This is a genomic window from Bacillus sp. ISO11 (genome assembly GCF_003458115.1).
Lineage (GTDB): Bacteria > Bacillota > Bacilli > Bacillales > Bacillaceae_G > Bacillus_A > Bacillus_A cereus.
This window is the reverse complement of sequence record NZ_QXCO01000007.1, coordinates 141,531-161,392: the sequence shown is the minus strand read 5'-3', so window position 1 is coordinate 161,392 and position 19,862 is coordinate 141,531. Positions and strand designations below refer to the sequence as shown.

Sequence of the window (19,862 nt, the reverse complement as noted above, 5' to 3'; positions counted from 1 at the left end):
TATGAAAGCGATTTGCTCAAATGAAGATTCTAAGATTTTTTCCAATCGTTCCCTATAATGAAATACTCCGTATATCCCACACTAAAAAGAGTGATGTTGTGAAAGGAGTCTATTTCATGCTTCGAAAAATTTCTCTTTTGCTTTCTATTTGTTTTCTTCTCCACCAAAACATCGCTTACGGTGAAGATAATCAGCAAAGCATATACGAAAAGCGCATGGCACTATATAAAGAAACCGAGCAGTCTTCAGGCATTCCATGGTATTACTTAGCTGCAATGGATCAATATGAAAGAAATATACGGAGCGTAAGAAAAGATATTCCGAAAAAACCAGATGCCATCATTTCCCTTTATTTCAAACCAGAAATATGGGCTGGACCTATTAATAGTAACGATACTCTTCCCCATACAATTTCTCTATTTGGCGGAATAGGTTTAGATGGTGACAAAGATGGATTTGCAAATGCAAATAGCGACCGTGATCTTCTGCATACCGCAGCGACTATTTTAAGGAAACAAGGAACATCAGAAGACCGTATTAAAATTATGCTCTGGGAATACTATAGACGTGCCAAAACAGTTGATTTAATTAGCGAATACGCCCAAATTTATAAACATTATGGACGTATTAATTTAGAAGGAAATGCTTTTCCTCTTCCGATCCGTAGTGACCATAGCTACCGTAGTACTTTCGGCGCTGGAAGAAGTTTTGGCGGCAGAAGGATTCATGAAGGAACCGATATTTTTGCCGGATATGGCGTGCCAGTAAGATCGACTTGCTATGGCATTATTGAAACGAAAGGTTGGAACCGCCTTGGTGGATGGCGCATTGGTATTCGCGACCTTCATAACAATTACCATTATTACGCTCATTTAGGCGGGTTTTCAAAAGAAATACAGCTTGGACAAATTGTTGAGCCAGGGAAAGTAATCGGATTTGTTGGTAGCACTGGTTATGGACCTCCTGGTACAGCCGGAAAATTTCCGCCCCACTTACATTTTGGCATGTATAAAGACAATGGCTATACAGAATGGGCCTTCGATCCATACATGCATTTAAGCCTTTGGGAGCGCAAAGAACGAGCAAATACAAAACGATAACCGTAGCTGCATTGCTACGGTTATTTTTTATCCAGTAAAAGTCTGACTGAGCCGGGTTTCACTTTATTTACAACTAACTATCTGTTTTCTTTTTATCAGGTACAGCAACACTTCCGCTTCCATAATACGTAGGCACTTCCCCTTGAACGATACGCGTCGCAATCGGAACATTTTGTTTCACCTTTATCTCTTTCGTATGAAATGGAATAATCACTTGCAATGTTACTTCCATTTCCATAACAATTTGAATCGCTGTAGTATTAATCCCATGCGGCTCAATTTTTTGTTTAATATCTGTATTCACATGTCCAACTGGCGTGAAATGAATCGGAATATCTGGTCCTATATTACCAAGAAGTGCATTATCAGTTACACGCCCAAAAGGAACTGCCATAGTCGCGCCGTTTTTTTCAGCAATACCTAGCTCCTTCAACTTCCCTTGTTCTACTTGCTGCAAATATTTTTCTATGTATGTGGTCGTTGATGTTACGATTTCATTTACTTGCTTTGTATTTAAATTAATTGTGGATACTTTTCCGTTTTTATCATTCTGTACTTTCATTAATGAATCTACATCGAATCCTTCATTAATTCGATCCTTTACTGCCTTCGTCATAATTGCCGTCGCCATTTTATGTGTCTCTACTTCCCCATATTTAATTAAGGTCGGCTGAATATTATTATTCACAATCCACAACCCTTGCGTAAGTAATATAACAAAAAGAATAAACGACATAAGCAGTATATACCGAAAGGCAATAGGTCCCCTTCGAAACCGCGAGTTTTTCGAGCGAAATATACTCATAAAAAAACCTCCTTCTTATATCATTTCTATGCAAGAAGGAGGGACGATATATGCTTATCTCATTTTTAATAATGCTTCTTTTCCAATCGTACCTGCTGGAATGCCTAATGCTTCAGCTCCAGTCGTTACCGATTCTAGTGGCGCTTCAAGAAGTTGTTCAATCGTTCTTACACCAACCGCACGGCCAGCAATAATTCCTCGATCACCTAATTTCTCATTTAAAAGACCTACATCTAATGCACCACACATAATATATCCTTTATCGCTCATTACAGCTAGCAAATTCGTCTTTGGAAGTTTCACGCTAACTGCAATAAACGTATAATTATCAATTATAATTGGCTCCACATTAACCATAGTTCACACTCCTCTCTTTCTTATCTGTATGACAAGAGAAAAATGAGTGTTACAAGTTAACTAGCCTATAGTTTAACGGAAGATGTATAAGTTATTAACATATCTGTTAACACATCTCTAAGTAGTTCTGGCATATAATATTGTTTGTCAGAAAGTGTGGATAGCTCTGGGTATAAGTAGCCAAATGTAAACATATCAATCGTTCCTACTGTATATATACGATCTAATTCCAGCGATTCCCCGTTAATTAATACATCTTCGAGTAAAATTTTATTCCCGGGAATCGTATCTGGAATGACTTCTACACCAGCGTAAATCATTTTCCCCATCACTTTTCCCCGAAATCCGAATCCTTTCACCTCAAGATTCTCCATATTCGGCTTACGTGCTTTCAAAATAACTTCTCTTAATATCTTTCCTGGAACTTTCAAAGCACACGGATTAATTGGATGTGGACAAATTCTGTGAATATCTCCGCGCGTTACAACACCCTCTTCTAACCCTTCAAGAAGTACACCAGCGTTCACCATGCCAATCTCTGCATTGCACCATGTTTTCAGCGCACTTGCTAACATGTGAGAAAACGGCGTCTCATGAAACCAATCAACCGGTAATGACTCTTTTAAATGAACGACAGACTCTGCCATTATATGCTCACTTTCTTCCTGCAGTATTTCAATTGTGGATAACGGCTCGCTATAAGCACCTAAACGTTCCGTCTTAATCGCCCTACCGTCTTTTTTCAGCAATTTCTTCATCTCTATATCCACAGTAAGCTGTACGTGACCAATGTAACGCCCCCACTTTTCACAACAACAAAGTAAAGTATTATTCAGTAGAATACCACGCTCAAATAAATGATGCGTATGTGCTCCTAAAATAACATCTATATCATAATGCTCTGCCATATACTCATCCATACTTTTTCCAAGGTGAGAAAGGACAACCGTAATATGAGCCTCATCTTTCACTTCTTCTAAAATAGACTCTAAATGAATAATGGGATCTTCAATATGCCAATCGAGCATCTGATAAAACTCTGGATAAGCTACCGTTAATCCGATAAAAGCAATGGTAATCCCATCCGTCGTTGTATGCAATTTATAAGGCCTTGCCCATGACGGACGTACCCCTTCTTTTTCAAATAAATTTGCGACAAGTATTTCAAATCCAGCATCATCATAGAGCCGATTCAAATGCTCCTTCGCTAACGTAATTCCTTCATTATTTCCGATCGTTACATAATCATATAACGCCTCATTTAAAAGCTTCGTATTCCCAAGTCCATTCGTCGCTTCCGAAATACTATGAAAACGATCCACATGATCGCCGATATCAACCGTCAAAACAGTCTCTCCCGCTTCCTGTCTTCGCTTTTTCTCCCCTAGAACAAACCGAGAAATTTGCGGCCAATTTTCAAAATGACTATGTATATCGTTTGTATGATAAAGGTGGATGATTGTTTCTTTATTTGTATTCAGAGAAAAAACCTCCTCTCAGTTCCTTACTGCCATTTACGCTATGCGCACACAATAATCCTGTAAATACTTTTCGTCTTTTCTTGCTATTTTACATTGTACTCGCATTGTGAGAAAAAGCAAAAGATTGTCCTTTTTATATGAGAAACTTTATTTTTGCCAGTGTGGGGATTAGTTGGTAGAGCGGGGATTTGTCAGAAAGTTAGCCGTGGGGATTTTCCCATAAGTTCTTTGCTGCATTTGTCAGTATTTTAATCTAAATTACTTCCAGTCGCCCTCTTTATGTATAAATGCTCCTTTCCTTTTTGAAGGGTGCGGGGTATTCGTTCCTCTTGCTATGTCGTAATTTGTTGATAAGTCGATATCCCTTGTCGAATCGTCGATATATTGAAATAATCGCTGATATATTCCGAGTTATGGTCGATATATTTGAAAAATCGCTGATATATTTAACTGAACACCCACCCGGGTATCCTCTCCCAAGCCAAGACAAATCCGCAAAACAAAAAAGCGCCCTGCACAGCAGGGCGCTTTCTTCATACATATATTATCCAGCTTTGCCTCCTAGACCCTCATGTCTAAGAACCTTCCGCACGAGAAGATAAAAAGCATCTTCTGTGCGAAAGAACCTTAGCCAACGGGTCTGAACAGTCGGCTCCGCATTTCTATTTAACCAATAGAACCTTCCATCTCAAACTTGATTAGGCGGTTCATTTCAACTGCGTATTCCATTGGAAGTTCGCGAGTGAATGGTTCAATGAAGCCCATTACGATCATTTCTGTAGCTTCTTGCTCAGAAATACCGCGGCTCATTAGGTAGAATAATTGTTCTTCTGATACTTTAGATACTTTCGCTTCGTGCTCAAGTGAAACGTAATCGTTTTTGATTTCGTTGTAAGGAATTGTATCAGATGTAGATTGGTTATCCATGATTAACGTGTCACACTCGATGTTAGAGCGAGAGTTTTTCGCTTTTGGTCCGAAGTGTACGATACCACGGTAAGTTACTTTACCACCATGCTTCGCAATCGATTTAGAAACGATTGTTGAAGACGTGTTTGGTGCTAAGTGAATCATTTTCGCACCAGCATCTTGGTGTTGGCCTTTACCAGCAATCGCGATAGATAATGTTAAACCACGAGCGCCTTCGCCTTTTAAGATAACTGCTGGGTATTTCATCGTTAATTTAGATCCGATATTACCGTCAATCCATTCCATCGTTGCGTTTTCTTCACAAACCGCACGTTTTGTAACTAGGTTGTATACGTTGTTCGCCCAGTTTTGGATTGTTGTATAACGGCAATAAGCATCTTTTTTAATGATGATTTCTACTACCGCACTGTGAAGTGAGTTAGTAGTGTAAACAGGTGCTGTACAACCTTCTACGTAGTGTACGTGTGCGCCTTCGTCTACGATGATAAGCGTACGCTCGAATTGTCCCATATTTTCAGAGTTAATACGGAAATACGCTTGAAGTGGTGTATCAACTTTAACACCTTTTGGAACGTAGATGAATGATCCACCAGACCAAACTGCAGAGTTTAATGCAGAGAATTTGTTGTCTGTTGGTGGGATTACTTTTCCGAAATGTTCACGGAAAATATCTTCGTTCTCTTTTAATGCGCTATCTGTATCTTTGAAGACGATTCCTAGAGCTTCTAGGTCTTCTTTCATGTTGTGGTATACAACTTCAGATTCGTACTGTGCAGATACACCAGCTAAATATTTTTGCTCAGCTTCTGGAATACCTAATTTATCAAATGTTGCTTTAATTTCATCAGGTACTTCATCCCAAGACTTCTCAGATTTCTCAGATGGTTTTACGTAGTACGTAATTTCATCGAAATCTAAGTCGTTTAAGTCGCCGCCCCATTGTGGCATTGGCATTTCGTAGAACTTATCCAGTGATTTTAAACGGAAGTCTAACATCCACTGTGGTTCTTCTTTCATACGTGAAATTTCTTCAACGATTTCTTTTGTTAAACCGCGTCCAGCACGGAAAATCGAAACGTCTTTGTCTTTGAAACCATATTTATAATCGCCGATATCTGGCAGTTGCTTCGCCATGTTGGTGTGTCCCTCCTTAGATAACCTCGTTTTTAGGAACCTGTAACATTACTTATCTTCGTTTAAGCCCTTTTCTAACGCTTTCCACGCTAATGTTGCACATTTAATACGTGCAGGGAACTTGCATACGCCTTGTAATGCTTCAATATCTCCTAAATCGATGCTGTCATCGTACTCTTTTCCTAGCATCATGTCAGAGAAAATTTTCGAAAGCTGAAGTGCCTCTTCAATTTTCTTACCTTTTACTGCTTGTGTCATCATTGAAGCTGAAGACATTGAGATTGAACATCCTTCGCCTTCAAACTTCGCCTCTTGCACAATACCTTCTTCTACTTTCATCGTAAGTTGAATACGATCGCCGCAAGTTGGATTGTTCAAGTTAACGGTAACACTATCTTCTAACACGCCATGGTTACGAGGATTTTTGTAATGATCCATAATAACTTGACGATATAACGTATCTAAATTATTAAATGACATTTGTGAAATACTCCTTTGTCTTGATTAGCGAGTCAACAAATGTATCAATTTCTTCTTTTGTATTATATAAATAGAAGCTCGCACGTGCTGTTGAAGAAGCTTTTAGCCACTTCATAAGCGGTTGTGCACAGTGATGTCCTGCGCGAACTGCAATGCCTTCTACATCTAATACAGTCGCTACATCGTGAGGATGTACGTCTTCAATATTAAATGTAACAAGACCAGCGCGATGCTTTGGACCATAAATTGTAACGCCATCTACTTCTGATAGTCTTTCTAAAGCGTATTGCGCTAATTCATGCTCATGCTTTTCAATATTATCAAGACCGATTTCTTCTAGGAAATCAATTGCCGCACCAAGTCCGATTGCATTACCGATAATCGGTGTACCTGCTTCAAACTTCCACGGAAGCTCTTTCCAAGTAGATTCTTGTAAATCTACGAAATCAATCATTTCACCACCAAATTCAATTGGCTCCATATTGTTTAGCAATTCTTTTTTACCATATAATACGCCGATACCTGTAGGGCCACACATCTTATGAGCGGATAATGCGTAGAAATCACAGTTTAAATCTTGTACATCTACTTTCATGTGAGGTGTACTTTGTGCACCGTCAACGACCATAATTGCGCCATTTTCGTGTGCAATTGCTCCGATTTCTTTTACAGGGTTAATCGTTCCAAGTACGTTAGAAACATACATGATAGAAACGATTTTTGTATTCGGTGTAATTGTTTGACGAGCATCTTCTATTGAAATTGTCCCATCTGGTTGAAGCGGAAGATATTTTAAAGTTGCACCAGTTTTCTTCGCAACTTGTTGCCACGGAATGATATTACTATGGTGCTCCATGTAAGAAATAACGATTTCATCGCCCTCTTTTACATTTTCAAGACCATAGCTAGCCGCTACTGTATTTAATGCAGTTGTCGTTCCGCGCGTGAAAATAATCTCTTCCATTGATTTCGCATTGATAAACTTGCGAACTTTCTCACGTGCACCTTCATACGCGTCGGTAGCTTTCGTACCGAGCGTATGAACACCGCGATGCACGTTAGAATTATATTCTTTATAGTAACGTTCTAACGTTTCAATGACTTGAATTGGTTTTTGAGAAGTTGCTGCACTATCGAAATAAACAAGTTGTTTGCCGTTCACTTTTTGATCAAGAATTGGAAACTGTTTGCGTATTTCATGAATATTCATTAGCGAACTTTCCTTTCAATTACCTCAACAAGCTGTGCCTTTACTCCTTCAATTGGAAGCTCATTAACTACAGGTGCTAAGAATCCATGGATGACTAAACGTTCTGCTTCGCGTTTTGGAATACCACGGCTCATCAAGTAGTATAGTTGGACTGGATCTACGCGACCTACTGAAGCTGCGTGACCTGCCATTACATCATCTTCGTCGATTAAAAGAATTGGGTTTGCATCACCGCGAGCTTTTTCATCTAACATAAGAACGCGAGAAGATTGTTGTGCATTTGATTTAGATGCACCGTGTTCAATCTTACCAATTCCGTTAAAGATAGATGTTGCACTATCTTTTTGTACACCGTGTTTTAAAATCCAACCTTCAGAATGTTTACCGAAGTGAACAACTTTAGTTGTAAAGTTTTGTGTTTGGTTACCACGGCCAATTGTTACTGTTTTCGTATCAGCATATGAACCGTCGCCCATTAAGTTCGTAACGTTTTCTGAAATTGTGTTTCCGTCATTCATAAGGCCTAGAGCCCAATCAATACGGCCGTCGCGTCCTACAACGCCGCGGCGGTTAACGTAAGTTGTTACGTCTTTTGCTAATAGATCAACCGCACCGAATTTCACTTGTGCGCCTTGTTCCACGATTACTTCTGCTACGATATTTGCAATACCTTTAGCATTTTCATTTGCAACATAGTTTTCTACATAAGTTGCAGTACTGTTCGCATCAGCTACGAATAGTACGTGGTTATATACGTTAGCTTCTTCGCCGTCTACTAAGAATACAGCTTGAAGTGGAGTTTCAAGAACAACGTTTTTCGGAACATATACGAATGCACCACCGTTGATTAATGCAGCATGAAGTGCAGTTAGACGATGCTCGTCTACTTTCACGCCGTCTTTCATTAAGTACTTTTGTACTAGTTCAGCATGCTCAGTTGCAGCTGTTACGATGTCTGTGAAAATAACACCTTTTTCTTTTGCTTCGTCTGCTAAAGAAACGAACGCAGTTGTACCAGTGCGTTGTACTAATACGCTGTTATTTTCATCGATTAAGTTTTTCACTGCTTCTGGAAGTTCAGTTAAAGAACTTACAGGCTCTTGCTTAGCAGCGTCGCCTTTTCCGATAAAGTCCCATTTGTCAATTTTCGTTTTATCAGGCGTTGGCATTGGAAGTTCAGTTGCTTGTGCAAGAGCTTGTAAGCGGAACTCAGTCAACCAAGCAGCTTCGTTTACTTCGCTTGCGCGTTGACGGATTGTTTCTTGATCGAAAGGTAATGTACCGATTGTCATGTTTATGCTCCTCTCTTACGCTTCTTGCTCTGTTGTTTCGTCTTCAATACCTAATTCTTTTTTAATCCAGTCGTAACCTTCAGCTTCTAGACGTTGTGCAAGCTCAGGGCCACCAGATTTAACGATACGACCGTTCATCATAACGTGAACGAAGTCTGGAGTGATGTAGTTTAATAAACGTTGGTAATGCGTAATCATTAGGCAACCGAACTCTTCGCCGCGCATTTCGTTAATACCTTTAGATACAACTTTTAATGCATCGATATCAAGACCTGAGTCGATTTCATCTAAGATTGCGATTTTTGGCTCAATCATCATTAATTGAAGAATTTCATTACGTTTTTTCTCTCCACCAGAGAAACCTTCGTTTAAGTAACGTTGTGCCATTTCTGGATCCATTTCTAGGAATTCCATGTTTTTATCTAATGTACGGATAAATTTCATAAGAGAAATTTCATCGCCTTCTTCACGACGTGCGTTAATTGCAGAACGTAAGAAGTCAGCGTTTGTTACTCCGCTAATTTCACTTGGATATTGCATTGCTAGGAATAGACCTGCTTGTGCGCGCTCGTCTACTTCCATTTCTAATACATCTTCACCGTCGATGATGATGCTACCTTCTGTTACTTCATACTTTGGGTGACCCATAATTGCAGAAGATAAAGTTGATTTACCTGTTCCGTTAGGTCCCATAATTGCATGGATTTCTCCACCTTTTACTTCAAGGTTTACACCCTTTAAAATTTCTTTGCCATCAATTGATACGTGTAAGTCTTTAACCGTTAATGTAGAACCAGCCATCTCAATACCTCCATTAATCCTATATATACATTTTAAAAATTCCTAAAACGTTCATATTCTCATTTTATTCTCATTCTAATTTTATATCAAATAAAATGATATCGCAAACGACGAAAAAAAGTAACCGTTTTTTCACAAATGTATATAAGTATTTCCTTCACATCTTTCTATGATACACCTTTCTTCTTATTTATATAAAGAAAAAAGGACTGGTAATTTTCCAGCCCTTTCTTTATATTTATTCACTTACCGGAAGTACAGCACCTTTATATTCTTTATTAATAAAACCTTGAATTTCTTTTGAATGTAGCACTTCTACTAGCTCTTTAATTTCTTTTTTCTTCTCATCACCTTTACGAACTGCAATGATGTTTGCATACGGAGAGTCTGCTCCTTCAATCGCAATTGCATCCTTTGTTGGATTTAATTTTGCATCAATTGCATAGTTTGAATTAATAAATAAAGCATCACCTTCATTATTTTCATACAGCTTTGGTGACAATCCAGGCTCTACATCTGTTTTAAACTTTAAGTTTTTCGGATTTTCGACTACATCTTTTACTGTTGCCTTAACAACATCTACTCCGTCTTTTAATTTAATAACGCCGCCTTTTTGTAACAGTGCTAGCATACGGCCACGCTCCGCTACGTTATTACTCATAATCACTGTCCCGCCATCTGGTAAGTCTTTTAAGCTTTTATACTTCTTAGAATAAATACCCATCGGCTCTAAATGGATTTTTCCTGCGTTTACAATTTTATATCCCTTTTCTTGAATTTCTTTATCTAAGTACGGAATATGCTGGAAGTAGTTCGCATCAATTTCTTTATCCGCTAACGCTTTATTTGGCAGTACATAATCCTGAAACTTTTTAATCTCTAACTTAATGCCTTTTTTCTCTAATATCGGCTGTGCCTTTTCTAAAATAACAGCGTGCGGCACGTTAGAAGCTCCCACAACAAGCTTATTCTCTTCCTTCCCTCCGCAAGCAGCTAATGTAAATACAGATAATGCTGTAACAACTGACAATAGAATCTTTTTCATATGACGTCCCCTTCTCCCTATAGTTATGTAGTAAAAAAGGACCGGCATACACCAGCCCTTTTTCAGCAATTATTCTTTTACAGGAACAACTGCACCTTTATATTCTTTAGTAATAAAGTCTTCAATTTCTTTAGAATGTAATACTTCTACAAGCTCTTTAATCGCTTTTTTATCTTTATCACCTTTACGAACCACTAGTACGTTTGCGTATGGAGAATCATCGCCTTCAATTGCAATTGCATCTTTTTCTGGGTTTAATTTCGCATCAATTGCATAGTTCGAGTTAATTAAAACAGCGTCGCCTTCTTTATTGTTATACACTTGTGGCAACAAACCAGGCTCAATATCCGTTTTGAATTTTAAGTGTTTCGGATTATCTGCAATATCTTTTGGAGTTGCACTAACTGGATCTACTCCGTCTTTAATTTTTAAAATGCCTTCTTTTTGTAAAATTGCTAAACCACGTCCATGGTCAGTAACGGAATTACTCATAATAATTGTCGCCCCGTCTGGAAGTTCTTTTAAACTCTTATATTTTTGAGAATATACACCAATTGGTTCAATATGAATTTTCCCTGCTATTTCAAAATCATATTTTTTATCTTTAATTTCTTTTTCTAAATACGGAATGTGCTGGAAATAGTTTGCATCTAATTCCTTATCCGCTAACGATTTATTTGGCAACACGTAATCTTGGAATTTTTTCACTTCTAATTCAATTCCTTTTTTCTCAAGTAACGGTTTTGCTTTTTCTAAAATTTCAGCATGCGGTACGTTAGAAGCACCAACAACAAGTTTCTTTTCATCTTTATCTTTCCCGCCACAAGCAGCTAACCCAAAAATTGAAGTTGAAATAAGTGCCGTAAGTAATAATTTTTTCATTTAAAATATCCTCCCGTTTTTATTATCGTTTATCTATTCGAGTCGTTAAACTATCACCAATCCACTGGATTAAAAATACAACTAGTAATACACAAATTGTCGCAACGATTGTTACATCGTTATTCCCTCTCTGGAATCCTTCTAAGTAAGCAAGTGTTCCAAGGCCACCAGCACCAACAACTCCCGCCATTGCTGTATAGCCTACTAAAGCAATTGTCGTAACCGTAATACCAGATACTAATGCTGGTAATGATTCTGGAATTAACACTTTCAAAATAATTGTGCTTGTTTTTGCTCCCATTGCTTTTGAAGCTTCAATTACACCTTTATCAATTTCGCGAAGTGCAATTTCAACCATTCTCGCGTAGAATGGTGCGGCTCCAATAATTAAAGCCGGCAGAGCTGCACTTGCTCCAAGAATTGTTCCAAGAAGAATCTTTGTAAATGGGATTAATAAAATAATTAAAATGATGAACGGTATAGAGCGGAATATATTTACGAATGCTCCAATCACCGTATTAATTGATTTGTTTTCCCATAAATTATCTTTTGCTGTCATGAAGAGTAACAATCCTAAAATGAGTCCTAAAACAAATGTCGCAAGAGCTGCGATTGCCGTCATATATAACGTTTCACCAGTTGCTTCTAACATTTGATTCCAATCAACATTTGCGAGTAACTTATCCATGTGCAATCACCTCCAGCTCTACTTGATCTTGATGAATTCCTTCTATTGCTTGCTGGATCGCTGTTTCCTCACCATTTAAATGAACAACTAAACTACCGTAAGAACCGTTATTCGTTTGTGCAATATTTCCTTGCAAAATGCTAACTTCTATATCACTGCGTTGCATTAATCGTTGAAGCACTGGTCTTTCTACAGCCTCACCGATAAACTGCAAACGAATTACTTTTCCATCTGGATATTTTTCAATTAAACTTTCAATTGTTTCATTTGTATCTTCAGAATCTGTTAACTGCTGTACAAATCGTTTCGTAATATCTTGCTTCGGATTACGGAATACATCAAGTACTGGACCTGTTTCTACAATCTTTCCTCTCTCCATTACCGCTACTCGGTTACATATCTTTCGAATCACGTGCATCTCATGTGTAATGAGTACAATTGTTAAACCAAGGCGCTTATTAATGTCTAATAGTAAATCCAAAATTTGATCTGTCGTTTCCGGATCAAGAGCTGACGTTGCTTCATCACATAAAAGCACTTGTGGATTGTTAGCTAATGCTCTTGCAATACCAACACGTTGCTTTTGTCCTCCGCTCAGCTGAGATGGGTATGCGTCTCCTCTTCCTTCTAATCCAACAAGATGAATTAATTCATCAACACGTTTTCTTCTCTTCGCTTTATCAACACCTGCAATTTCAAGTGGAAACTCTATATTTTCACGTACAGTTCGCGACCAAAGTAAGTTGAAGTGCTGAAAAATCATTCCGATTTCTTGCCTTGCCTTACGAAGTTCACTTCCTGTAATTGCTGAAATCACACGATTTGCAATTGTAATTTGGCCAGAAGTCGGTTTCTCTAACTGATTAAACAATCTGATTAACGAACTTTTTCCAGCGCCGCTATATCCAATAACACCAAATATTTCGCCTTTTTCTATTTTTAAATTGGCGTTATCTACAGCAGTGACATCACCGCTTTTCGCCTTATATATTTTCTTTACGTTCTCTAATAGAATCATGATGTTCACCCCTTTTTTGTTTGGATCGACTCCGCAATTTTTTATTTTTAATGCGTGTAGTCCACTGTTATCATTACTTTTATTATTTGAATGTCCTCCACATTCAAACAATAAAAAAACCTTTCTGCTTTAGAGAAGCAGAAAGGTTTATATGCGTATATAACAACATTATCCCTCTCTCTCATCTCTCAAAGCATTCGCTTTGCAGGAATTGGCACCATTTCAACATAAGTTGACGGTTGCCGGGCTTCACAGGGCACAGTCCCTCCACCTCTCTTGATAAGAGAAATCAGATTCAATTTTCGTCTGATTTGAAATTTATGAAATTGTCTATATTTTATGACTTGAATTGTATCAATATACACTCACCATGTCAACAGAAATTTTCGCAAAAAATGAAACTTCAGAATTTTAAGCACCTACTGACATCGGTTTACATATATGAAACATCGATTCCACTAATAACATCGTTCGGTACGTTCCTGAATATTGTACACGTCCATCGTTCATTAACATTTGCAATCGTACATTTCCATTCACCAATTGTTCTATATCCTTTTCATCTAAGCAAATGATTTGTTCCGTTCCTCTTTCCTCATGTACCAGCTCTATATAATCTCTTGAAATTTGTAACGAACAACTTTCATCTCCAAAGCGAAAATTAACAGTTTTTTCTTCTTGTCTTAAAAGCGGTTCTAAATGATATTGACCATTAGCGTAATTTACAAATGATTGAAGCAAAGAATATAATCTCACCCTAAATCACATCCTTCATATCACTTTCTATTACATACCATTCCCTCTCACTAAAGAGCAATCCTGTTATTTTCGCTCGACAAATACTGTATCCACCCTGCATCTCGACATATTTCCCAAGAAATATGTCGAGGCGGCAAAAATTTTGCCGCCTACTTTAATTCCGTATATAAATATTCAACCGAATGAAATGCGTATATCTTCTTCATCAGTGTCCCATTTTCAAAAACAAGTAAACAAGGTACACTTTCAATCCCATACTCTTTCGCTAAATACGGAGCATAATTTAAATCTAACATCCCAATTTTGAGGCCTTCAATTGTCATCTCAACGACTGTTAACATCTTTTTTGCTAATTGGCATGTTCCACACATTGGAGTATATACATATAATACTGTTTTTTCTTCGTTCTCTATTAGGGCTGTAGCTTGGGCTCCTGTCCAATCAATCACTTCTATCATTCCTTACCGTAAATATTCTGTATAAACGTCAATGTCGGCTCCCCATAATACATTTGCTAAGTGTGTAGATGGCGCAGTTGCCACTTCTCGGTACGAGCGATCAATATAGATATGCTCGGCTTGCGGAAATTCTTTTCGAAATTGTTTCCTTAACTTTTCTCCAGCATCATCAGCATCCACTAGCACATACACTTCCTTATCAAAAAACTGATCAACGAGCTCATCCATTTTCGACAAACCAATTGTACCATTTGTACAAACAATTTCCACCGGTTCACGAATAATAGATTCAATCTTTCTTCTATCTGATGTACCTTCTACAATAATGACTTTTTCTACATAAATCATATGTCATCACCCGATCACCATATACTATATAACCTTGAACTTAGTATATAGTATATTCGTTATTTTCATGTTGTTTCCTGTTTATTTTTGCAAAAGAAAAGCGGAAGCGGCTCGTTTAGAACAGGAGGGCATTGGAACTCCTGAACTAGAGGCGCCTTTTGCCTCAAGTGAAGGAGTGAAATGACCGACTGTTCTAGCCGCTGGAGCTAGACAACGAAAAGCGGAACCGACTGTTTAGCCCTGTTGGCTAAGGTTCTTTCGTACAGAAGACGCTTTTTGTCTTCTCGTACGGAAGGTTCTTAGACATGAAGGGCTAGGAGGTGGAGCTGGACAATGAAAAGCGCAAGCGGCTCGTTTAGATTGTGAAGACTTATGAAACCTTACCACAAAACAGTTTTTCTCATAATAGCTTATTTATTTACATATAACTTGAATTTCATTATTTCACACAAAATAAAAAAGGACAGCACAAAGGCTGTCCTTTAGTCGACTATAATTAGTCTTGGTTTGTCATTTCTGCATATTTTTCTGCAGTTAATAACTTCTCAACTTGGCTTGCATCAGAAAGTTCAACTTTAACCATCCATGCACCCTCGTATGGAGATTCGTTAACAAGTTCTGGTTGGTCACTTAATTCTTCGTTTACTGCTACAACTTTACCGCTTACAGGTGCGTATAACTCAGAAACTGTTTTAACAGATTCTACGCTTCCGAATGGCTCGTCAGCTTCGATTGTTGCACCTACTTCAGGAAGTTCAACGAATACGATATCGCCTAGCTCACCTTGTGCAAAGTGAGTGATACCGATAACAACTTCATTACCTTCAGTTTTTACCCATTCGTGTTCTTCAGAGTAACGTAAATTATTTGGAATGCTCATGACTGTACCTCCAGTGAATGTATTAATTATGTAAAAATACCTTATTGGTACTTTTTCCACACACTTTCAAACTGCTCTTCGTTAAAACCAAGTGTTACATTCGTTCCATCTGTTACAATTGGACGTTTAATCAACATGCCATCAGATGCTAAAAGCTCATACATTTCGTCTTCGCTTGCATCTTTCAACTTATCTTTTAGACCAAGTTCACGGTAACGCATTCCACTTGTATTAAAGAATTTTTTTAATGGTAATTCACTTTTTTCATGTAAATTACGTAAATCTTCTTTTGATGGTGGATTTTCAACAATATGAATCATCTCATATGCTACATCGTTTGCCTCAAACCATTTCTTTGCCTTTTGACATGTGCCACACTTTGGATATGAATAAAATGTTACTGTCATAAATTCACCTACTTTTTTACTAACCTTTACCTTTATCATATAGAAAACGTTTTATTATTTCAAACCATTATTCGCTAAACTTTTACTTATTTCGTGATAATTTTTAATAATCCTGCGAATTTTTCTTATTTTTCCGCCATTTGTTAAGAAAAAAATAAATATATAAATTTTTTAGATTCTGCACCAAACATATATCTTAAACAAGCGTTTGATTAATTCTCCATTTTTCTTTCTTAACCTTTGAACTACAGGAGTTTCTTCCTACCGAACATACAGCTTAAACAAACGTTTGATTAATTCTCCATTTCTCTTTGTTAACCATTGAGTTACATCAGTTTCTTCCTACCGAACATACAGCTTAAACAAACGTTTGATTAAAAAAATAAGAAGCCTCGTTTACAGGCTCCCTCATCATCTATTCAAATAATCTGCGATGGTTTGAAATACGACGATATACATATTATGAATACTTTCTTCTGTATTTCCACCATTAGATAAACCAATTGCCCATTGTTGCCCTTCACCACTTCCGATATTTGCAAAGCCTTGCGTATACATAGCATTTACATCTTTTCGTGCACTGTTATACTCTATTCCTTTTGTAATAAAAATTGAATATGATTTATCTTGTAAACCGATAAAAAACACTGGTTTCTTTAGCGATGAAAATACATTTTTATACTGCTCTGTTGAGGCTTCTTGAAAGTGATCTTTCATTATTAGAAAACCATCCACTTCCTTAGATTTCTTTTCTAGTTCCTCTAACTTCATTTCTTCAAACTTTACATTCCTAAACGTATCTTTCGGCTTTTCTCCAACAACTCCAATTACGAGTGCTCTTCCGTTATATTCTAATTTCTCTCCTGCTTTATCCTTTGCACACCCAGCACCTACTAGGCATATCAATATAAAAAATAAGAAATACGATAAACGCTTCATTTAGCACCCTCTCCTTCTTTTTAGTCAAGTGACAAAAACGTAAGGTTAATTCAAGAAAATGTAAGTAAAATCGATAGCCCAATTCACGTTTCTATATTATAATCAATTGAATTTACTTACATTACTAAACATAGGAGATCAACATGAAGAAATTTAAACTTTCATCTTTTCTTCCGTTAAGTTATATACTTCTACTCGTGCTCGTAAGTCCCCTTTACGACGTATTAAATAAATCGACTGTTCACGCAGTAGACGTTACAACTGTAGTAGATGATTGGATTCCATTTGTAAAAGCATTTATTATTCCTTATTTACTTTGGTTTCCATACTTATACGGCGCACTTATTTATTACTGCTTTGCTGACCGAAAGCAATATTATGTCACTTTAAGTAGTGTTATTTTTGGAAAGCTTGCTTGTTTTTCTATTTATTATTTTTGGCAAACAACTGTACCGCGTCCGACTGTCGTTGGAACAGATGTATTTTCTGAACTAGTTCGCTATATTTATAGTATCGACCAGCCAGTAAACTGTTTCCCTAGCATTCACGTTCTTACTACATTTGTAATTATGTTAGCTGCCTTTAAGCGTAGAGAACAGCATGCTTTTGAATATTACATCCTTACTTTCTTCGGTACACTTATTATTTTATCAACGCTATTTACGAAGCAGCATGCCTTTGTAGATGCCATTTCTGGAATGACGCTTGCAAGTATACTTTACTTCGGCGTTCAGCTCTTATTGGCCAAAGAACCAATAAGAGTTCCAGTAAAACAAAATCATAGAATGTAGCATGACAAAAAAGCAGACTGTGGCTTCTCAGTCTGCTTTTATATATTATTAAGGAGATTTTCAACTTAAGATTGCGGTACAGTCATATCACCAGAGTGAATACGACCTGCTTTTTTAAGAGCAATGTAAAGTATATAAGAAACAGCTACTGGAATGACGATATAAGTAATTACCATCGCCGGGAGAACTTCCCATCCTTGGCTGGAAATTAAATTAATTGGTGCGATAAGAGAACTTAATCCAAGACCTGCAATTTCCTTTCCTGCTTCCAGTTGGAAAATTAATGCGGATACTGGACCGACTATAGCACTGGCAACGACAGTTGGGACGAGAATCATTGGATTTTTAGTGATATTTGGTAACTGTACTTTCGGAGTACAAAGTGCTTGAGCTAATATGCCACCTAAATTATTTTCTTTCGCTGAGATGACAGAGAATCCGATAAACTGAGCGACGCATCCGGCAAGAGCAGCACCACCTGCAACACCGTCTAAGCTAAGTGCAATTGCTAACGCAGCTGATGAAGCTGGAGAGATAAGTAATAGCCCCCAAACTACTGCAATGACGATAGAAGCAATAAACGGACTACCAGCTGAGCTATCTTTAATAAACGCTCCAACTGCATTTAAAACAGGAGTAATATTATGAGATAACCAAATACCAACTAAACCAGAACCTAATATTGCTGCAAATGGAACGAGCATCATATCTAACGCAGTTTTTCCGCTTAAACGTTTACCAATATATACAGCTAAAGTTGCTGTTAATAATGCACCGATTGGCTCACCTGTTTTAATAATTAGACCGGCTTCAGTAATTGAAATGGATCCGGCACCAATTGCTCCGGCTACCATCGCCGAGAAGATTACAAGACCGTTTGCACCGAGCATAAAAGCAATGCCGGCACCAATCGCCGGTGCCATAAGGGATTTTGCAACAACTCCGATTGTAATAAGTAATGGTATATCAACAATTCTTCCTATATTTTCGATCAGTAAACCAATTCCGAGGGATACGAAAATACCTTGTGCGATTCCAGCAGATGCTTTAAATACACGAGACATTATATATTCCTTCATTCGTTTCACCTTCTTCTATAAGTTAGTAACCAATTGTTTTCATATAATCACGTAAAATATCGTTTGATTTTGCGAATCGAGATTCTTCATCCTCTGTTAAATTGAGTTCTACAACTTCTCTTATACCGTCTCTAGTAATAATAGCGGGTACTCCTGTACAAATATCATATTCACCGTACTCACCATCTAAAATGGCTGATACAGCAATGACACGGTGATCATCATTAAAGATGGAACTCGCAATATATGCTAGAGAATTTCCAATTCCGTAATAAGTAGTTCCTTTACGTTTATAAATTTCCCAACCAGCTTTTGCAGTCTTCTCAACAATTTCATCTAAATCTATTTTACCAAATCGTTCTTTTTGTTCTTCTAAAATTTGCAGAATTGGCTTTCCACCAACAGTTACGTGAGACCAAGCAACCATTTGAGAATCACCATGTTCTCCTAATGAATACCCATGAATACTACGAGGGTCTACATGTAACATTTCAGATAAAATTGTTCTTAAGCGAGAAGAATCTAATGATGTACCTGTACCGATTACGCGATTTCTAGGTAATCCAGATAATTTCCACACTTCATATGTAATAATATCAACTGGGTTCGATGCAAGTAAGAAAATACCATCAAATCCACTTTCCATTACGCCGCCAACAACACTTTCCATAATCTTCGCACTCGCTCCTAAAGTATCTAAGCGACTTTGTCCAGGTTTTGGTGCTGGCCCTGCTGTAATAATAACGATGTCCATATCTTTGCAGTCTTCATAGCTTCCTGCATATACTTTTGTTCTTGTATTTGTAAAGTTAATGCAATGTGATAAATCCATCGCTTCCCCAACTGCACGTTCATGATTTATATCAATTAATAATAGCTCTTCGCAAATTCCTTGATTTACAATGGAATACGCACAACTTGATCCAACTAATCCAGTACCGATAATTGCAATTTTTCTTGTATGTCTTTTCATAGCAA

The 19,862-nt window shown here is 37.5% G+C and carries 22 protein-coding genes and 1 riboswitch; of the genes, 2 read left to right on the top strand and 20 right to left on the bottom strand.

Annotation, left to right across the window (positions count from 1 at the left end):
* The first annotated feature begins 116 nt into the window (after positions 1–116).
* Complete coding sequence (locus D1166_RS09950; RefSeq protein ID WP_000944665.1) at positions 117–1,100, top strand: M23 family metallopeptidase; 984 nt, start codon at positions 117–119, stop codon at positions 1,098–1,100.
* Positions 1,101–1,173: 73 nt separating this feature from the next.
* Here the strand turns inward: D1166_RS09950 and yunB are convergent, their stop codons facing one another.
* From yunB to D1166_RS09855, 18 genes are all read right to left on the bottom strand, one after another.
* Positions 1,174–1,905 carry a sporulation protein YunB gene (gene yunB, locus D1166_RS09945; protein WP_000021802.1) on the bottom strand — a complete coding sequence of 244 codons (732 nt, stop codon included), beginning with the start codon at positions 1,903–1,905 and terminating at the stop codon, positions 1,174–1,176.
* 54 nt (positions 1,906–1,959) lie between these two features.
* Positions 1,960–2,262, bottom strand: a complete 303-nt coding sequence (locus tag D1166_RS09940; RefSeq protein WP_000248466.1) for a YunC family protein — start codon at positions 2,260–2,262, stop codon at positions 1,960–1,962.
* 65 nt (positions 2,263–2,327) lie between these two features.
* On the bottom strand, positions 2,328–3,719 hold the full coding sequence (locus D1166_RS09935; RefSeq protein WP_118043299.1) for a bifunctional metallophosphatase/5'-nucleotidase: 1,392 nt from the start codon (positions 3,717–3,719) through the stop codon (positions 2,328–2,330).
* A 690-nt stretch (positions 3,720–4,409) separates the two neighbouring features.
* Positions 4,410–5,807 (bottom strand): Fe-S cluster assembly protein SufB, encoded by a 1,398-nt coding sequence (gene sufB / locus D1166_RS09925; RefSeq protein WP_001118827.1) that lies wholly within the window; start codon positions 5,805–5,807, stop codon positions 4,410–4,412.
* Between the two features lie 48 nt (positions 5,808–5,855).
* Complete coding sequence (gene sufU / locus D1166_RS09920; RefSeq protein ID WP_000009523.1) at positions 5,856–6,287, bottom strand: Fe-S cluster assembly sulfur transfer protein SufU; 432 nt, start codon at positions 6,285–6,287, stop codon at positions 5,856–5,858.
* Positions 6,277–7,497 (bottom strand): cysteine desulfurase SufS, encoded by a 1,221-nt coding sequence (gene sufS / locus D1166_RS09915; RefSeq protein ID WP_001020760.1) that lies wholly within the window; start codon positions 7,495–7,497, stop codon positions 6,277–6,279. The genes sufU and sufS overlap by 11 nt, the downstream gene beginning before the upstream one ends.
* A complete protein-coding gene (sufD, locus tag D1166_RS09910; RefSeq protein ID WP_000152167.1) occupies positions 7,497–8,789 on the bottom strand; it encodes a Fe-S cluster assembly protein SufD in 1,293 nt (430 codons plus the stop codon). The genes sufS and sufD overlap by 1 nt, the downstream gene beginning before the upstream one ends.
* A gap of 15 nt (positions 8,790–8,804) precedes the next feature.
* Complete coding sequence (gene sufC, locus D1166_RS09905; protein ID WP_000929160.1) at positions 8,805–9,590, bottom strand: Fe-S cluster assembly ATPase SufC; 786 nt, start codon at positions 9,588–9,590, stop codon at positions 8,805–8,807.
* Positions 9,591–9,828: 238 nt separating this feature from the next.
* Positions 9,829–10,635 carry a methionine ABC transporter substrate-binding lipoprotein MetQ gene (gene metQ / locus D1166_RS09900; RefSeq protein WP_098283603.1) on the bottom strand — a complete coding sequence of 269 codons (807 nt, stop codon included), beginning with the start codon at positions 10,633–10,635 and terminating at the stop codon, positions 9,829–9,831.
* A 69-nt stretch (positions 10,636–10,704) separates the two neighbouring features.
* Complete coding sequence (gene metQ / locus D1166_RS09895) at positions 10,705–11,517, bottom strand: methionine ABC transporter substrate-binding lipoprotein MetQ (RefSeq protein ID WP_000735096.1); 813 nt, start codon at positions 11,515–11,517, stop codon at positions 10,705–10,707.
* 22 nt (positions 11,518–11,539) lie between these two features.
* Positions 11,540–12,205 (bottom strand): methionine ABC transporter permease, encoded by a 666-nt coding sequence (locus tag D1166_RS09890; RefSeq protein WP_000359401.1) that lies wholly within the window; start codon positions 12,203–12,205, stop codon positions 11,540–11,542.
* Complete coding sequence (locus D1166_RS09885) at positions 12,198–13,223, bottom strand: methionine ABC transporter ATP-binding protein (RefSeq protein WP_000601780.1); 1,026 nt, start codon at positions 13,221–13,223, stop codon at positions 12,198–12,200. The genes D1166_RS09890 and D1166_RS09885 overlap by 8 nt, the downstream gene beginning before the upstream one ends.
* 178 nt (positions 13,224–13,401) lie before the next feature.
* Positions 13,402–13,509, bottom strand: a riboswitch (SAM riboswitch).
* Between the two features lie 125 nt (positions 13,510–13,634).
* Positions 13,635–13,979, bottom strand: a complete 345-nt coding sequence (locus D1166_RS09880; RefSeq protein ID WP_001242139.1) for a hypothetical protein — start codon at positions 13,977–13,979, stop codon at positions 13,635–13,637.
* Between the two features lie 152 nt (positions 13,980–14,131).
* Positions 14,132–14,440, bottom strand: a complete 309-nt coding sequence (locus tag D1166_RS09875) for a thioredoxin family protein (RefSeq protein WP_098281372.1) — start codon at positions 14,438–14,440, stop codon at positions 14,132–14,134.
* A gap of 3 nt (positions 14,441–14,443) precedes the next feature.
* Positions 14,444–14,788 (bottom strand): toprim domain-containing protein, encoded by a 345-nt coding sequence (locus D1166_RS09870; RefSeq protein ID WP_000640870.1) that lies wholly within the window; start codon positions 14,786–14,788, stop codon positions 14,444–14,446.
* A gap of 496 nt (positions 14,789–15,284) precedes the next feature.
* Positions 15,285–15,668 carry a glycine cleavage system protein GcvH gene (gene gcvH / locus D1166_RS09865; protein WP_000026896.1) on the bottom strand — a complete coding sequence of 128 codons (384 nt, stop codon included), beginning with the start codon at positions 15,666–15,668 and terminating at the stop codon, positions 15,285–15,287.
* A gap of 41 nt (positions 15,669–15,709) precedes the next feature.
* Positions 15,710–16,075, bottom strand: a complete 366-nt coding sequence (locus D1166_RS09860) for an arsenate reductase family protein (RefSeq protein ID WP_000218968.1) — start codon at positions 16,073–16,075, stop codon at positions 15,710–15,712.
* A gap of 411 nt (positions 16,076–16,486) precedes the next feature.
* Positions 16,487–17,014 carry a hypothetical protein gene (locus tag D1166_RS09855; protein WP_000826869.1) on the bottom strand — a complete coding sequence of 176 codons (528 nt, stop codon included), beginning with the start codon at positions 17,012–17,014 and terminating at the stop codon, positions 16,487–16,489.
* A 143-nt stretch (positions 17,015–17,157) separates the two neighbouring features.
* Between D1166_RS09855 and D1166_RS09850 the strand changes: the two genes are divergently transcribed.
* Positions 17,158–17,805, top strand: a complete 648-nt coding sequence (locus D1166_RS09850; RefSeq protein ID WP_000713771.1) for a phosphatase PAP2 family protein — start codon at positions 17,158–17,160, stop codon at positions 17,803–17,805.
* Positions 17,806–17,870: 65 nt separating this feature from the next.
* Here the strand turns inward: D1166_RS09850 and D1166_RS09845 are convergent, their stop codons facing one another.
* Positions 17,871–18,884: a PTS sugar transporter subunit IIC gene (locus D1166_RS09845; protein ID WP_000666172.1), complete on the bottom strand. Its 1,014-nt coding sequence runs from the start codon at positions 18,882–18,884 to the stop codon at positions 17,871–17,873.
* Between the two features lie 22 nt (positions 18,885–18,906).
* Positions 18,907–19,857, bottom strand: coding sequence for an L-lactate dehydrogenase (locus tag D1166_RS09840; protein ID WP_000820651.1), 951 nt, complete (start codon positions 19,855–19,857; stop codon positions 18,907–18,909).
* Between the last annotated feature and the right edge of the window lie 5 nt (positions 19,858–19,862).

Coding starts and splice junctions, on each gene's coding strand:
- D1166_RS09875 (WP_098281372.1), bottom strand. CDS start 14,440: ATGATAGAAGTGATTGATTGGACAGGAGCCCAAGCTACAGCCCTAATA.
- D1166_RS09870 (WP_000640870.1), bottom strand. CDS start 14,788: ATGATTTATGTAGAAAAAGTCATTATTGTAGAAGGTACATCAGATAGA.
- D1166_RS09845 (WP_000666172.1), bottom strand. CDS start 18,884: ATGAAGGAATATATAATGTCTCGTGTATTTAAAGCATCTGCTGGAATC.
- D1166_RS09890 (WP_000359401.1), bottom strand. CDS start 12,205: ATGGATAAGTTACTCGCAAATGTTGATTGGAATCAAATGTTAGAAGCA.
- metQ (WP_000735096.1), bottom strand. CDS start 11,517: ATGAAAAAATTATTACTTACGGCACTTATTTCAACTTCAATTTTTGGG.
- yunB (WP_000021802.1), bottom strand. CDS start 1,905: ATGAGTATATTTCGCTCGAAAAACTCGCGGTTTCGAAGGGGACCTATT.
- D1166_RS09855 (WP_000826869.1), bottom strand. CDS start 17,014: ATGAAGCGTTTATCGTATTTCTTATTTTTTATATTGATATGCCTAGTA.
- sufS (WP_001020760.1), bottom strand. CDS start 7,497: ATGAATATTCATGAAATACGCAAACAGTTTCCAATTCTTGATCAAAAA.
- D1166_RS09850 (WP_000713771.1), top strand. CDS start 17,158: ATGAAGAAATTTAAACTTTCATCTTTTCTTCCGTTAAGTTATATACTT.
- D1166_RS09940 (WP_000248466.1), bottom strand. CDS start 2,262: ATGGTTAATGTGGAGCCAATTATAATTGATAATTATACGTTTATTGCA.
- D1166_RS09950 (WP_000944665.1), top strand. CDS start 117: ATGCTTCGAAAAATTTCTCTTTTGCTTTCTATTTGTTTTCTTCTCCAC.
- D1166_RS09860 (WP_000218968.1), bottom strand. CDS start 16,075: ATGACAGTAACATTTTATTCATATCCAAAGTGTGGCACATGTCAAAAG.
- sufC (WP_000929160.1), bottom strand. CDS start 9,590: ATGGCTGGTTCTACATTAACGGTTAAAGACTTACACGTATCAATTGAT.
- D1166_RS09840 (WP_000820651.1), bottom strand. CDS start 19,857: ATGAAAAGACATACAAGAAAAATTGCAATTATCGGTACTGGATTAGTT.
- metQ (WP_098283603.1), bottom strand. CDS start 10,635: ATGAAAAAGATTCTATTGTCAGTTGTTACAGCATTATCTGTATTTACA.
- sufB (WP_001118827.1), bottom strand. CDS start 5,807: ATGGCGAAGCAACTGCCAGATATCGGCGATTATAAATATGGTTTCAAA.
- sufU (WP_000009523.1), bottom strand. CDS start 6,287: ATGTCATTTAATAATTTAGATACGTTATATCGTCAAGTTATTATGGAT.
- sufD (WP_000152167.1), bottom strand. CDS start 8,789: ATGACAATCGGTACATTACCTTTCGATCAAGAAACAATCCGTCAACGC.
- gcvH (WP_000026896.1), bottom strand. CDS start 15,668: ATGAGCATTCCAAATAATTTACGTTACTCTGAAGAACACGAATGGGTA.
- D1166_RS09885 (WP_000601780.1), bottom strand. CDS start 13,223: ATGATTCTATTAGAGAACGTAAAGAAAATATATAAGGCGAAAAGCGGT.